At 43.9% G+C, this 14,583-nt stretch carries 14 protein-coding genes; 4 read left to right on the forward strand and 10 right to left on the reverse strand.

Annotated elements, in window-relative coordinates; genetic code table 11:
• Nucleotides 1-83: 83 nt before the first annotated feature.
• The gene (locus tag OS173_RS09140) at nt 84-362 is read right to left on the reverse strand and encodes a YjbQ family protein (RefSeq protein WP_267183977.1); all 279 of its coding nucleotides are present in this window, start codon (nt 360-362) and stop codon (nt 84-86) included.
• Nucleotides 363-458: 96 nt separating this feature from the next.
• Here OS173_RS09140 and OS173_RS13415 point away from each other — a divergent pair, with 96 nt between their 5' ends.
• Complete coding sequence (locus tag OS173_RS13415; protein WP_407659817.1) at nt 459-584, forward strand: TA system antitoxin ParD family protein; 126 nt, start codon at nt 459-461, stop codon at nt 582-584.
• A gap of 405 nt (nt 585-989) precedes the next feature.
• On the opposite strand, the gene OS173_RS09145 is transcribed toward OS173_RS13415, so the two are convergent.
• Nucleotides 990-2,423 (reverse strand): NAD(P)H-hydrate dehydratase, encoded by a 1,434-nt coding sequence (locus OS173_RS09145; RefSeq protein WP_267183978.1) that lies wholly within the window; start codon nt 2,421-2,423, stop codon nt 990-992.
• 38 nt (nt 2,424-2,461) lie between these two features.
• On the opposite strand from OS173_RS09145, the gene queG reads away from it, so the two are divergent.
• Nucleotides 2,462-3,535, forward strand: a complete 1,074-nt coding sequence (gene queG, locus OS173_RS09150; protein WP_267183979.1) for a tRNA epoxyqueuosine(34) reductase QueG — start codon at nt 2,462-2,464, stop codon at nt 3,533-3,535.
• A gap of 411 nt (nt 3,536-3,946) precedes the next feature.
• Here the strand turns inward: queG and OS173_RS09155 are convergent, their stop codons facing one another.
• Nucleotides 3,947-4,489: a TlpA family protein disulfide reductase gene (locus OS173_RS09155; protein ID WP_267183980.1), complete on the reverse strand. Its 543-nt coding sequence runs from the start codon at nt 4,487-4,489 to the stop codon at nt 3,947-3,949.
• The gene (locus OS173_RS09160) at nt 4,486-5,757 is read right to left on the reverse strand and encodes a YihY family inner membrane protein (protein WP_267183981.1); all 1,272 of its coding nucleotides are present in this window, start codon (nt 5,755-5,757) and stop codon (nt 4,486-4,488) included. The genes OS173_RS09155 and OS173_RS09160 overlap by 4 nt, the downstream gene beginning before the upstream one ends.
• Before the next feature lie 82 nt (nt 5,758-5,839).
• On the opposite strand from OS173_RS09160, the gene OS173_RS09165 reads away from it, so the two are divergent.
• Complete coding sequence (locus OS173_RS09165) at nt 5,840-6,220, forward strand: hypothetical protein (protein WP_267183982.1); 381 nt, start codon at nt 5,840-5,842, stop codon at nt 6,218-6,220.
• Here the strand turns inward: OS173_RS09165 and trpC are convergent.
• The 6 genes from trpC to OS173_RS09200 form a co-directional block, all read right to left on the reverse strand.
• Complete coding sequence (gene trpC / locus OS173_RS09170; protein WP_267183983.1) at nt 6,203-7,015, reverse strand: indole-3-glycerol phosphate synthase TrpC; 813 nt, start codon at nt 7,013-7,015, stop codon at nt 6,203-6,205. The two genes, OS173_RS09165 and trpC, sit on opposite strands and share 18 nt — an antisense overlap.
• Entirely contained in the window at nt 7,008-8,048 is a 1,041-nt protein-coding gene (trpD, locus tag OS173_RS09175) for an anthranilate phosphoribosyltransferase (RefSeq protein ID WP_267183984.1), read from the reverse strand. Before trpD ends, trpC begins: the two co-directional genes overlap by 8 nt.
• A 10-nt stretch (nt 8,049-8,058) precedes the next feature.
• Complete coding sequence (locus OS173_RS09180; RefSeq protein WP_267183985.1) at nt 8,059-8,640, reverse strand: anthranilate synthase component II; 582 nt, start codon at nt 8,638-8,640, stop codon at nt 8,059-8,061.
• Nucleotides 8,641-8,784: 144 nt separating this feature from the next.
• Nucleotides 8,785-11,670, reverse strand: coding sequence for a TonB-dependent receptor domain-containing protein (locus tag OS173_RS09185; protein WP_323373187.1), 2,886 nt, complete (start codon nt 11,668-11,670; stop codon nt 8,785-8,787).
• A gap of 225 nt (nt 11,671-11,895) precedes the next feature.
• Nucleotides 11,896-13,371 carry an anthranilate synthase component I gene (gene trpE / locus OS173_RS09195; protein ID WP_267183986.1) on the reverse strand — a complete coding sequence of 492 codons (1,476 nt, stop codon included), beginning with the start codon at nt 13,369-13,371 and terminating at the stop codon, nt 11,896-11,898.
• A gap of 53 nt (nt 13,372-13,424) precedes the next feature.
• Nucleotides 13,425-14,102 carry a glutathione S-transferase family protein gene (locus OS173_RS09200; protein ID WP_267183987.1) on the reverse strand — a complete coding sequence of 226 codons (678 nt, stop codon included), beginning with the start codon at nt 14,100-14,102 and terminating at the stop codon, nt 13,425-13,427.
• A 161-nt stretch (nt 14,103-14,263) separates the two neighbouring features.
• On the opposite strand from OS173_RS09200, the gene OS173_RS09205 reads away from it, so the two are divergent.
• Nucleotides 14,264-14,527, forward strand: coding sequence for a type II toxin-antitoxin system Phd/YefM family antitoxin (locus OS173_RS09205; protein WP_267183988.1), 264 nt, complete (start codon nt 14,264-14,266; stop codon nt 14,525-14,527).
• The last annotated feature ends 56 nt before the right edge of the window (nt 14,528-14,583 follow it).

Raw genomic sequence — 14,583 nt, forward strand, 5'->3', positions numbered from 1 at the left:
AATAATACTTTATAAGATAGTAATAAAACAGATATATTGTGAAATAGTGATTAAAAAAATTAATTATTGGTATTTATTATTTTTTATATACTGTATCTAGATATATCGTCATCACCTTCATAATTATGTCGATAAGGAAAATCCCGCGGCACCAAATGTTCCTCAAAGGCCTTAAAGTCTTCTCGCACGGTGGAATCGGCATTTTCATTAATGGTTAAACCGGCGGAGGAATGCTGTAAAAATACATGCAATAAACCCACGTCAACATTTGCCAAAGTTGATTGTAGCGCCGAATTAATTTCATCGGTGATTAAATAATAGCCCCGCCCTGGCGTTTCAATGGTGAGTGTTGTTTGTTTCATGGTGTTAACGTATCAGCTTGTCGTAAATATCTCAATAAAATTAAATTCTACTGTCGGTATAATGATAATAATTTTATTTTATAAATTGTATCGCACATGTCAAAGTGCACAATATCGATAAGCACACATCTCATTAAAATGGCAAAAGTGGCGGGTCAAGCCATGAACAGGAGCACGGTACAGCAAATTGAGCATTGGGCTAAACAGACTGTGCTGCCATAGAAGACAATCCTGAATTACCCTATGATTTCACTAATCAAATCGTTATTTCAAAAGCCCAGAGAAAGCAAAAACAAATTGAGAATTACCAATTTGATTAAGCAAACTGATTGATTCAAAATAGAGTTAAATATCTCTTTGTGACCTCTGCGTCTCTGTGGTTATCATTTATTAATTCACCACAAAGGCACAGAGGTCACAGAGTGCGAATAATGATTCTAACATCAAATTATTACATTCTTATTTCACAACATCTCATTGATTGGATGCTTTAATCGTAGCCGCAGGGCTTGACCCTGCCATGCCCCGCATCATTGATAAATAGTTAAGAAAACTGAACTTCAAATTGATTTTAAAACATCAACATGACTAATTAAGGCGCCTGCAGAGGCGCGGCTACAATACAATCTATTTTAGCGCTTCTGGCAAATACTGAATCAAATCGGTTGCGGTCAGGCAGCGGCCTAACCCCAGCTTATCGGCTGTCACCGCGTGCCATACAACCGCCATTTGCGCGGATTGTAACGCTAAAAAACCTTGTGCCAGTAGGCTCCCCACCATTCCGGCCAACACATCACCGGTGCCGGCAGTGGCTAAATCAGCCGAGCCATAGGGGCAGATAAAATTGTCTGAGCCATCACTAATAATGCTACCGGATCCTTTGAGTACCACCACGCATTGAAATCTTTTGGCCAAAGTTTGACAGGCTTTTATTCGGTCGGCCTGAATGTCTTTAACCTCACAATGGAGTAAACGCGCAGCTTCTTTCGGGTGTGGTGTCATCACCGCAATTGAATCAGGTGTCCGATTACTTTCGGCCAGTAAATTTAAACCATCGGCATCCAGAACCGTGGGCATATTGGCTTGTATCAATTGTTGCCACAACGCTTTTGACCATTGCGAGGTGCCTAACCCCATACCCAACACCAACACATCGGCTGCCGGGATATTGATTTGGTTTTCACTACCTTGAAAACCCAAAGCCATTAACTCAGGTCGGTATAAAGGCACGGTTGGCGCCTGATCTTCGGTGGTGATCACTTGCACCAAACCGGCACCGGACACCAGAGCCGCAGTGCCGCTCAATAAAACAGCACCGAGCATACCGTGTTGGCCTCCGGCGACCAATACCCGGCCGTAACTGCCTTTGTGACTGTTGTGCTTTCTGACACACCTTAAATCAGCTAACCTGGCATTATCCAGTAAATAAGCGCTTGGTTTAATCCCGGCATAAGCGCGCGTCGACACATCCAGGCATTCCAGCACTAACTCACCGCAGCAATCTTGACCATCTCCGGTGAAATGTCCCGGCATAAGATTTATTACCGCCACGGTTTTATCGGCTTGAACGGTCGGTTTATAGGCCACACCGGTGTCACCGGCTAAGCCACTGGGAATGTCCACAGCCAGTACTTTGGCAGGATGGTTATTGATATAGACAATGGCTTCGGCATACCCGCCACTCGGTGCACGGGATAAACCGGTACCGAAAATGGCATCAACAACTACCTCAAAATCAGCACCAATGGCATCAACCGAAAAAACCACTTCACCTTGATAATCTGCAGCGGCTTTGGCGGCATCACCGCGTAAAGCATCGGGTTTTAGCAAGGCCCAAACCAACACCTTTTTATGGTCTTGCCGCGCCAGTTCTGCCATCACCCAGCCATCACCCCCATTGTTCCCCGGGCCGGTGACCACCAATACCGATTCGTAATGTGCAATATGACGATAAACAGCCAAAGCGGCGCGCTGCATCAGCGTGTATGAATCAATCTGCAAAAAGTTAGCAGCGGCTTCATCAATTGGTTTGGTTTGTTGACTGCGGTACAATGCCTGCATTAGGTCTAATCATTTAATGGCAAAATAATATTTTAACAGTGAACACGTCCCAACAACAAATTGACTTTGATAAGCTGAAGGCGGATATCAGTCTGTGGGCGAAAGAACTGGGTTTTTCCCAAGTGGGGGTTAGCGACATTGATTTAAGTGAAGCCGGCGACTACTTAAACCAATGGCTTCAGAAAAATTTCAATGCGGATATGGATTATATGCATAAGCATGGCGAAAAACGCTACCATCCGGACCAGTTGGTGCCGGGCACACTGAGTATTATTTCTGCGCGATTGAATTATATGGATACGGATGTAAAGCCTTACCAAAAAGCCCTTCAGGAAACCCAAAAAGCCGCCGTATCGCGCTATGCCCTGGGTCGAGATTACCATAAACTAATGCGCAATAAGCTCAAAAAGCTGGCACAAAGAATTGAGCACACCGTGGGTGAATTGGGCTACCGGGTGTTTTCCGACTCGGCACCGGTGATGGAAAAAGCCATTGCCGAAAAGGCCGGTCTGGGTTGGATTGGCAAACACAGCAATGTCATCAACCCCAAAGCCGGTTCTTATTTTTTCCTGGGGGAAATTTACACCGATTTACCGTTACCGGCGGATGCCCCGCAGAGTTTTCATTGCGGTAGCTGCACCGCTTGTATCCCCGCCTGCCCCACCGGTGCCATTGTGGCACCGTTTCAAGTCGATGCCCGTCGCTGTATTTCTTATCTCACCATTGAAAACCATGGCGCCATTCCCGAACCTTTAAGAAAACCCATCGGTAACCGCATTTATGGCTGTGATGATTGTCAGATGGTCTGCCCCTGGAATAAATTTACAGAAAAAAGTAAAGAACCGGATTTCTCACCGCGACAAAATCTGGATGACATTGAGCTACTGGAATTATTTAATTGGTCTGAAGAGGAATTTTTAGCCAAAACCGAAGGTTCACCCATCAGGCGCATCGGTTATCAATCCTGGCAACGCAACTTAGCGGTGGCCTTAGGTAATGCCAAAACTGAACCGGCCATAGTTGAAGCCTTGACCAATAAACTGGATGGTGTTTCAGACATGGTCAAAGAACACATCGAATGGGCCCTGCAACAACACAATGAAAAACAGTAATACCGCGACATTGTCGGACCTTGGTTTATACGCATACAGCCTATACCCGTGGTGTATTTGGAGTAATAATCGGTTCTTAAGATTGCTTTCATAACCTAAAAAGTGTCATGTCATTCCGACTAAGCGAAGCGCATGGAGGAATCTCCCTAATTTTATCGCAAATTTCCATCGTCAGGAGATATCTCCACTCGCTACGCTCGGTCGATATGACAATATTTGTTGGGTTCTGTCCCAAATGCACCACGAGTAGCCTATAAAAATTTAAATTGCACAATTTTTAACTTTCAAGAAGGCTTCGACGGGGCTCAGCCGGCTTGTATCTTTACAGAAAAAATAAACAAAAGCAGCCTGAGCTCCGTCGGTGGCGGTGTTTCAAACAGCGTAGCTTTTCAACACGTTCAATCAGTGATTTCAGTCAATTAATTCCTGCAAGCCTTTGTAATCAATCGGCCCCATATGTTTTTTATGACGCATGCCTTCGGGGTTATAAACGATGGTGGTCGGCAAGCCCAAACCGCCTTCAGCAGCAAATGCCGGCGGATTATAAATATCCATGGTCAATAAGGGGTAATTCACATTAAAGTCAGCGGCAAAATTTGAGAGTTTCTCTATGGTGGCATCTTCATAGGCAATGCCTAAAATTTGGACATTTTCATGGTTATTTTGAAAACGCACCAACTCAGGTATCTCATCACGACAAGGTGCACACCAGGTTGCCCAATAGTTCAACACCAACCATTGACCTCGATAATCACTGGCTTGAACCTCTTCACCGGCGAGATTTTTGAGGCTGAATTCTAAAGGCGCGGATTGACCGTCGCTGGCCTGGTCAGATTTTGACAGATTGGTTTCTGTGGTGGTTTTATCCGTTTCCGAATCAACGTTATTGCCCTCATCTTGTGACTGACAAGCACTTAAAAACACGACTATCGCGATCCAAGGTAGGTATTTCATTGTTTAGTTTGCTCCAAAATAGTGTCCAGGGACTTAGTCAGCAGATTATCCTTTGGTTGCCAAAATTCATCAAGTAAAGGTTGGAATTCTGAAAAGTAAGCATCGGCCTCCAAAGGTATCTTAAAATCCCCTCTTTTATAAAACTCACGCCAGGATAAATGCACTAAATCCCTTTGCAAAAGATAATCACCGTCATTATCCAAACTGGCAATATGCTCATCTAACAACCATGATAATTGAGTGGTTAATTCATTATCAGGCACAAACGAGAAATCATCTGCCAATTGCTGATAACTTAAAGTCTGGCCTTGCTTTTGTGCTGCCCGCAGCTTTTTTAATAATGCCAATAGCAAAACAAACCGCTGTTCTTTTCGATAGCTTCTGGTGCGAACTCGCCATTTTGAACTCGATAAGGTGGCGGTCATGGTACCGCCTAATAACACAATATTCCAAGACAAATACAACCAAATCAAAAACAAAGGAATTGTCGCCAAAGCACCATAAACCTTTTCATAAGTAGGAATCTTAGAGACATAAAAAGTAAAACCAATTTTCGCCAGCTCAAACAAAACCGCAGCAAATATGGCGCCCGCCAATGCATGTCGCCATTTAACTTTGGTGTTAGGCACAATTAAGTAGATTAAAAAGAAACCCACTGTTGAGGCTAACAGGGGTAAGGCTTTCAATAAAAACGTTTGTACCCCGGCAAAAGCCGAATTTTGTAACACCATGGAAGACATGGCAATTCCACCACCGACCAGCAACGGACCCATGGTCAAAACCGCCCAGTACATCAGGACTTTTTTCATAAAGCGTCCGGATGGTTTAGAAGCAAATATCCGGTTAAGGGCTTTTTCCATGGTTTGCATCATCAGCAATGAGGTCACAAATACCGCTAAAAACATGGTGGCTGTTAAACTTCTGACTTTATCCACAAAACCCAAAATATAAGTTTGAATCACTTCGCCACTGGTGGGTACAAAGTTCTGAAAAATAAAATTTTGCAACGTGGCTGAGGCATCTTCGAAAATCGGCATGGCAGAAAAAACCGTGACCAATACCGCCATCAAAGGCACCAATGCCAGCAACGACGTGTAAGCCAAAGAACTGGCTGCCAGTGAAGTTTCGTCTTTTATGTAGCGCTTGTATAATTCTTGTAAAAAATATTTTGAATTATCGCGTAATCGTTGATAGTCAGCCATCATATAGAATTTTTTTAAGATAATCTTATCATATAAATCATTAAAGACACCCGTGATGTCATACATGGCGTCTGCTGCGGTTTTATGGTATATTTATTTAATCTGATGTCGTATGTCAGCAATTTGTCGGGGTAAACAGGGGACAATTATGAAATATACACACCTAAAAGCCAACCTATTGATTTTAACACTGTGTATTATGGTGTCAGGATGTGGCAAAAACCAACCAAAACTAACCCATTTTGCAGCCATCAATGAACGCTTCCAAACTGTTTACGAAAGTGATGACAAAAATCAGTTAAAAACAATCAGTCAGCTCTTTTATGACCGTTATGAAGCCAATGATGTCGCAGCAGAGTTTCAGTATTTATTGGATGTAAGCACAAAGGACGGTACCGAGCGCTGGCGTTGTAGTGCCGATGGTTATTGTCAAAGACGAACCATCGGTACCGAAATATTGGTCAAAATCTATCGTTTAGAACGTTACCGGGAATTGTATGAATTGGTCAATTTAACCGCCGGTCGTTAAGCGCTCTAGAGCTAATCCCGGATTGGACTCTCGCATCAAGGATTCGCCGATTAAAAAACAATGAATACCTGAAGCTTGTAAACGTACAATGTCATCATGATTGCGGATTCCGCTTTCACTCACCACCAATCGATCACCATCCATCAGTTCCAATAACCGCTCACTGGTGGCAATATCGGTGTCAAAGGTTTTTAGGTTGCGGTTATTAATACCAATCAACTTTGCCGGGGTTTTTAATGCCCTGGTAAGTTCTTCCTCATCATGCACTTCCATCAGCACATCCATGTCCAAATCCTGTGCCAGCAGCGTCATGTGCATTAAATCGTCATCATTAAGACAGGCTGCAATCAGCAAAATACAATCTGCGCCCAAGGCTTTGGATTGATAAATTTGCCACGGATCGATGATGAAATCCTTGCGCAGTACCGGTAAATCAGTGACCTTTTTAGCCAGCATCAAGTAATCATCATGGCCTTGAAAATAAGGCTCATCAGTAAGCACTGACAAACAGGCGGCACCGCCTTGTTGGTAACTTTGAGCAATACTTTCCGGGTTAAAATCTTCACTTATAACACCTTTTGAAGGCGATGCTTTTTTAATCTCAGCAATAACTGCCGGCTTTTCTTGAGAAATTTTATCCTGCAAGGCCCGGATAAAATGCCGCCTTGCGGGCAGAGATTCGTCTTCGTTTAATGCCTTGATACGATCTTCTAAATCCTTAATGCTCAATGTGGCTTTTAAAGCCGTTACTTCCGATGATTTGCTGTGCATGATGTCAGTCAGCATATTAGTCATTGTCGGTCTCCATTTGTTGCGTTAATTCAACCAATTGCTGCCACACCATCCACGCTTTACCTGATTGCAAAATGGTTTGGGCCTGTTTCACGCCATCAGCGACGCTGGCAGCTTGACCGGCCACATAAATCGCCGCACCTGAATTTAACGCTAATATGTCTGCTGCCGGACCGGCTTTACCCTGTAAGGCTGCGCTAATGAGCTGCAAACTTTCTTGCGCGCTATTAACCACCAAATTATCCATGGATTGTTGAGACACACCAAAATCCTCCGGCTTCACACTGTACTCACTGACCACGCCATTTTTCAATTCACAGATGTAAGTCGGGGCTGATAATGATATTTCATCCATGCCATCGTGGGAATGCACAAACATAACATGTTCAGAGCCGACATTATGCATGACTTCAGCCGCAATACGCATCCAATCCTTGGAAAAGATACCAATCACCTGGCGCTTGGTGCCTGCAGGGTTGGTTAATGGCCCCAATAAATTAAACAATGTCCGTACCCCCAATTCCTTACGCGGTAACACCGCATGTTTGGTGGCACCATGATGTGCCGGGGCAAATAAAAAACCGATATTTAAGGTGTCGATACAAGTGGCCACCTGTTGTGGCGATAAATCTAAGTACATACCCGCCGCTTCCAACACATCAGCCGAACCGGTTGTTGATGACACCGAACGATTGCCATGCTTGGCCACCGGACAACCAGCAGCCGCAGCGATAAAAGCAGTTCCGGTTGAGACATTAAACACCCCTTTACCGTCACCGCCGGTGCCACAGGTGTCAATGATATCGGTACAATCGCAATTGACCCGTGTGGCGCGTTGCCGCATAACATTGACCGCCTCGGTGATTTGCGGTGCAGTCTCGCCACGAATTTTCATGGCCATAAGCCAACCACCAATTTGTGCCGAAGTGGCGTCACCATCCATAATCTCATTCATTACAGCCGACACCATGCCGTCCGGTAAAACCTGACCGTCACCCAGTAAATCCAATGATTGTTGTATTGCGTTTTTTGACATAAAAGGTTTGTTAATTTTGATTGATAAAGTTTTTGAGCATTTGATGACCATGCTCGGTTAAAATGCTTTCAGGATGAAATTGTACCCCGCTGATCGCATAGTCACGATGGCGAAAGCCCATGATTTCATCAAACTGGCCATTCTCATCTTCAGTCCATGCAGTGACTTCTAAGCAATCAGGTAAACTGTCTTGTGCCACCACCAAAGAATGGTAGCGGGTGGCATTAAAAGGATTAGCCAATCCGCTAAAAACATCACTGTTTTTATGATAAACCTTGGATATCTTGCCATGCATAATGTTTTTGGCGCGAACCACTTCGCCGCCAAAAACCTGACCGATACTCTGGTGCCCCAAACAAACACCCAATAATGGCACATTGCCCTGACAAGCGCGAATCATATCCATAGAAATACCGGCTTTATCCGGATCACAAGGTCCTGGCGAAATCACCACATGATCTGGCTGTAAGGCCAAAGCATCATTGACCGTTATTTCATCATTACGATATACTTTCACCTCACAACCCAACTCACCAAAGTACTGCACCAGATTATAGGTAAAAGAATCGTAGTTATCGATCATCAATAACATCTGTCACTTCCGATGAAAAAACAAGCATTGTACAGAATAATTTCAATGGTGGAAAACAAAAACGGCCTCAAGGAGGCCGTTTTGACATTTAAGACCTTTAAGCAATTAATGAATTACATATTAAGGTCAACAATCATGAATGTCTTAAAACTTAATGGTCGCTCGGACATAACCAAACATGCCTTCACCATCATAAGTTGACGGGTCGTAGCCGTTTAATGAACAACTAAAACAAGTGGGTGGCATTTTATCAGTCACGTTATTAACACCGACTTCAAATTGCACATCATGCCATAGCGGGAACAGAAGTTGTAAATCATGGTAAGTGGTACCACCCAAACTATTTGTTCCTGCAGCCTCATCAGAACACAACCCCAAACCAGCCACTGAATCACATGATTCGGTTAAACCGCCAATGTGGCGTGCTCCCCAGATGATTTTCCAGTCATTTAAGTTCAACGTGGTGTATAAATTCGAATTCCAGTTAGGAATACCTGAGTCAGCCACTTCTATACCATCTAAATCTCTGGGCGCAAAACCTGAGGGGTAATTAGCCAAATCTTCTGTAGGGTTGTATTCGTCAAACCGATTCACAAAAGAATTATTCCAGGAGGTCTGAACATACCCCCAATCAAACTGTGGCGAAGTCCAGTTAACATTAAAATCCACACCCGAGGTTCTAATCGAACCAATATTGGTTAATTGGGTGCTGAAGTTTTGAACATTACCATTGGCATCTCGCGTAAATGAATCACACAAAATACTGGCCGCATTAGCAGCACAAGAATTCAGAATAAATTGCGCATCGACTGACTGAATGGCACCGTCTACTTCAATATCATAATAAGTTAACTCAAAATCCAAGCTGGAAGACCAGCGGGTATCATCAGCCCATTGCGGTGAATACACCGCACCTAAAATTAAGGTTTCTGCTTCTTCCGGTGCTAAATCCGGATTGCCACCGGTAATGGTTGATATTTGTGGATTAATTTGTTCATAGGTATCGGGAACGCCGGCACAGCCCGGTAATCCACCACCACCAAAATTACATGGGTCTGTCAGTTGCGCATCAAAACGCGCTTGGGTACCAAACAACTCACCCACGGATGGTGCTCTTAAACCTTCAGCAAAACTACCGCGAAACAGCAAACTGGATGTTGGCATATACTTAAAGCCGATTTTTCCGGTGGTGTCAGAACCAGACGTGCTGTAATCAGAACTTCTAAATGCCAAAGAAAAATCAAGCAATTCAGCACCTGGTCTATCTGCTAAAATGGGCACTAAAAATTCAGCATAAAACTCATCAACACTGAACTCACCGGAAGTTGGACTGGCCGGGACACCATTGCTTTCACCGGCAACCACAATGGCATCAGGTTGAAAGAAACCTGATTTTTTGCGGTATTCATAGCCAACCGCCACTGATAATGGACCTGCCGGCAATTCAAATAAATCACCACTGATGTTGGCAGTAAAATCATTTAATTCTTGTTCAGAATTATCGGATTGTATAAAACTAATGTAATTGAGCATCTCCGGTGTAATGGTCCCTGAACCATCACCTTGGCCACCAAAGATATTTAACGGCACGCAACCCGGTGTGTTATTACATACATCAACCGGACCCAATGCCGTTTCAATTCGGGCAATATTTAAAGCACCGGTTTTACGCTGAGAAGCTTGGTTTTTACCATATACCCCACTGATATCCCAATACCAATTTCGGTCAGCGGCATTGAATGTACCTTCCAAACCGGTGGCAAAATATGTGGTATCAACATCTTGTTTAAATAACCGTGGTCCGGCTTCTAAAGGTCTTCTACCGATAAAGCCTTCGCCATTATAGTAAGGACTATTTGGATTGAACAAATCTACACCAAAAGGGTTATAAGGGTTACTGGCCGAAATCACGATATTATCCGCGATGGCTCCGGCGCCAGCTTCAGGGCCAATAAAAATGGGCTCTGGCGCAGCTTGGTTGCTTGATTTTCGGTTGTTATAAACACCTTTGACAAACCACGAAACATTATCTGTTAATTGCACATTGACCTGACCAAAGATATTGGCCCGCTTAGAAGGTGTTACGTAGTAGTTATAAGGCGCAAAATTAAATCGATCACTACCACTGAAAGCATGAAAATCATCTCCGTCACACGGACTATTTGGATCATAGTTTACCGGCCCGGTCACACCATCATTTAAGGTACAGTCAATGAGATTACCATTCGCATCTCTCACCACAAAACGACCTTGTGGCGTTCCCGAACTGCCTTGTGAGACACCTGTGAACGGTACCGGGTATTGAGATAAAAACCGATCTGCCGCAGATACTTCCCGTTGTTCTGTGTAACCGACATTAAAAATCATGTCGATCTTATCTGTTTTATTTCCAAAAGTGACATCTAAACTACCTGTTTCACCATCACCTTCATCAAACGCACCGGCATAAGCACGCATCTCAACACCTTGTGTCTGGCTTTTTGTGATGATGTTAACCACACCGGCAATGGCATCCGATCCGTAGATGGAAGAAGCCCCATCCTTAGAGATATCGATACGCTCAATAATTCCCACCGGAATGGTATTCAAATCAACGGCATTACTCACACCGGAGGCTGAACTACCGGCCACCCAACGCAAACCATCGACCAGCACCAAAACCCGACCCGGATCCAAATGGCGCATATCAATCTGTGTGGCACCGGCACCCACACCCCCGCCATTGGCGGGAAATCCAAAGTTTCCACTTGAATTAAAGCGTGTGTTTAACGCCGAACCTGACTGGGTCAGTTGTTGTAAGATATCACCCACTGAAGTCAGACCGGAGCGGTCAATGTCTTCTCGTGTCAGGGTTTGAATCGGCTCAATACCCTCGATTTGTGACTGTCTGATGCGCGATCCCGTCACTTGAACTTTACCTAACTCTTCAACGGATTCGTCTTGTGCATTGACAATGGGTGCTGTGAATGTAAAAGCGGCAGTCAGACACAGGGCCTGATACAACTTGTTACGGTTGCTTTTAGATTTCATAATTTTCCTCTATAACGATTATTATTTTAGCTTTAGTATCCCAACTATCTTTTATTGCAAATTGAATGGGACAAGTCCAATCTGCATTTTCATTATTATCCGCTTAGGAATCTATTAGACAACAGCTGACAACTCATTTAAAAGTGTGAGGTAGTTTTATATAACAAATTGTGACAGAGTTCAACATCTTATAAAGATGTTAAACCTAATCACCCATCACATCCCTTAAAAGCCATCAGAGGCTTGCGCCACCGCTTTAATCACAGCGCGCGCTTTGTTCATAATTTCTTGCCATTCATTCTCGGCAATACTGTCGGCAACAATGCCGGCACCGGCTTGAATATGCAGTTGTTGGTCTTTAATCACGGCGGTACGGATGGCAATCGCCATGTCCATATCATCATGCCAGCCCCAATAGCCAACGGCACCGGCATAGACATTGCGTTTAACCTTTTCCAACTCCGCAATAACCTCCATGGCACGAACTTTAGCGGCACCGGATAAAGTCCCCGCCGGGAACACGGCTTTGATGATATCGGCATTACTTAAACCTTTTTTAAGTTGTGCTCTGACTTCAGATACAATGTGCATGACATGAGAATAATGTTCAATCACCATTTTGTCTTTCAGTTCGACACTGCCGATTTCAGCAATCCGACCCAGGTCATTGCGACCCAAATCAATCAGCATCAGATGTTCAGCCAATTCTTTCGGATCATTCAACAATTCAGCTTCTAAGGCTTTGTCTTCTGCTTCATCTTTACCACGCGGCCGAGTGCCGGCAATTGGTCGTAAAGTGACTTCGTTATCGATTCTGCGCACCAACACTTCCGGGGATGATCCCACCACTTGGTAATCACCAAAATCCATAAAGTACATATAAGGGCTTGGGTTTGAAGCGCGTAACGCACGATAGACATCTAAAGGTCTGGCCTTAAATTCAGTGGTAATTCTTTGCGATAACACCACTTGCATAATGTCACCGGCTGCAATGTAATCTTTACAGGTTTGCACCGCCTCACTGAATTCAGCTTGCTCAAAACCGGTCTTAAAATCGGTGGTATTGATGCTGTCGGGGTTAATCATTTCAGCATAACCGGTACTCCCCGAACGTAAGCGATGCACCAATTCTTCCAGACGCTTTTGACCGCGCGCATAGGCATGTGCTTCTCTGGGGTCCACATGAACCACCAACCACACTTTACCGGCCAGATTGTCAAATACCGCCACTGTCTCAGCCAGCATCATATGTATATCCGGAATATCTAAGGTATCCGGCGGCGCTAAACCGGCCAGCTTGGGCTCAATGTGTTCAATGGTTTCATAACCCATATAACCGACCAAGCCACCTGAGAAATTCGGTAAATCATCGATTTCAGGGACTTTATATCTACTTTTTATGGCTGCTACAGTGGTTAGCATGTCCTCGGTTTGATAGCTGTCCACCTGTTCATTGTAATTAAACTCTTGAACCTCATTGCCCGAGATATGAAAACGCATATCCGCCGATAAACCGATAATTGAATAGCGTCCCCAGCGGGCACCGCCTTCCACCGACTCCAATAAAAAAGTGTGCGGACCATTGGCTAATTTGAGCCAAGCGCTTAGGGGCGTGTCTAAGTCGGCTGAAACACAGCGATACAGTGGAATGCGGTTATAACCGGCTTGCGCATAATCGTTAAATTGCTGGGCTGATAGCATAAATGTGAAATACTTAAAAAGGGTTAGTTTACAAGTAAATTAGTTGCAGTCAATTATTCCGATAGCTCATAGTCGTATTCACCACCCTGCTCAAGGGCTTTTTGATAAGCCGGCCGAGCCTGAAAACGTTTTACCCAAGCCGAGATATTCGGATAATTTTTTGCCAGTTTCTGTTGCTGCGATAAAGCCGCTGATAGCGGAAATGACATCTGGATATCCGCGGCACTGATGTTATCACCCAAGAACCATTGTTTATCGGCTAAATGCTGCTCGATAAAATCAAAGTGGGTTTTTATGTTTGGATGGACAAAACTGCTTAACACTTTATCGGCAATGCCTTTGGCTATGGGCCTGATAAAAAATGGCATCGGTGCGGTTTTGACTTTATCAAACACCAACTGCATCAGCAGCGGTGGCATGACACTGCCTTCGGCATAATGCAACCAGAACTGACAATCAGTATAAGCACTGCTGTTACGGCGTGGCAACCAATCCTTACCGTATTGACGACACAGATAATCGATAATCGCACCTGATTCTGCGATCACCCGCCCCTTGTCTTCAATCACCGGTGACTTACCCAAAGGATGCACCTCTTTTAATTCCGGTGGCGCCAATTGAGTTTTGCTATCCCGTTGATAACGCTTAATTTCATAATCTAATTGCAGTTCTTCCAACAACCATAAAATACGTTGCGAACGGGAGTTATTGAGATGGTGTAAGGTAATCATGAGAGCTCCTTAAAAGTTTTAAACCTTAGCACAGAACCGGTTAAACGACGAAACCTTTAGTAATAGACATCTGCATAAATTATTAAAACATTTCACATATTGTCCATTTTGTTCATTTTGTTCATTATGATTATAATGGACAAAAAACAAGCATTTAAAAAATGAAAAATACAATAACATCTACCCAAGCAAAACAAGAATTTGGTGACGTCATTATGCGTTCTCAAATTACCCCAATCAGCGTAACAAAAAATGGCAGACCTGTTGTGGTTATCATGTCAGAAACAGAATACTCGGCCATGAAGCGCCAGAACCTTCGCGCTGTTCTTATTGAAGGGGAATTCAATGGTGATGCCGGTGAATTAAATATGCAAACCCTCAAAGAAAAGGCCAGAAAACAAATGAATGATGCACAGAATTCATAAGCAACACCAAGCCGAACAGGATTTAATCGAAATTTGGATGTATTCTTGTTGAAACT

It is taken from the genome of Marinicella gelatinilytica, assembly GCF_026410405.1.
Taxonomy (GTDB): Bacteria; Pseudomonadota; Gammaproteobacteria; order Xanthomonadales; family Marinicellaceae; genus Marinicella; species Marinicella gelatinilytica.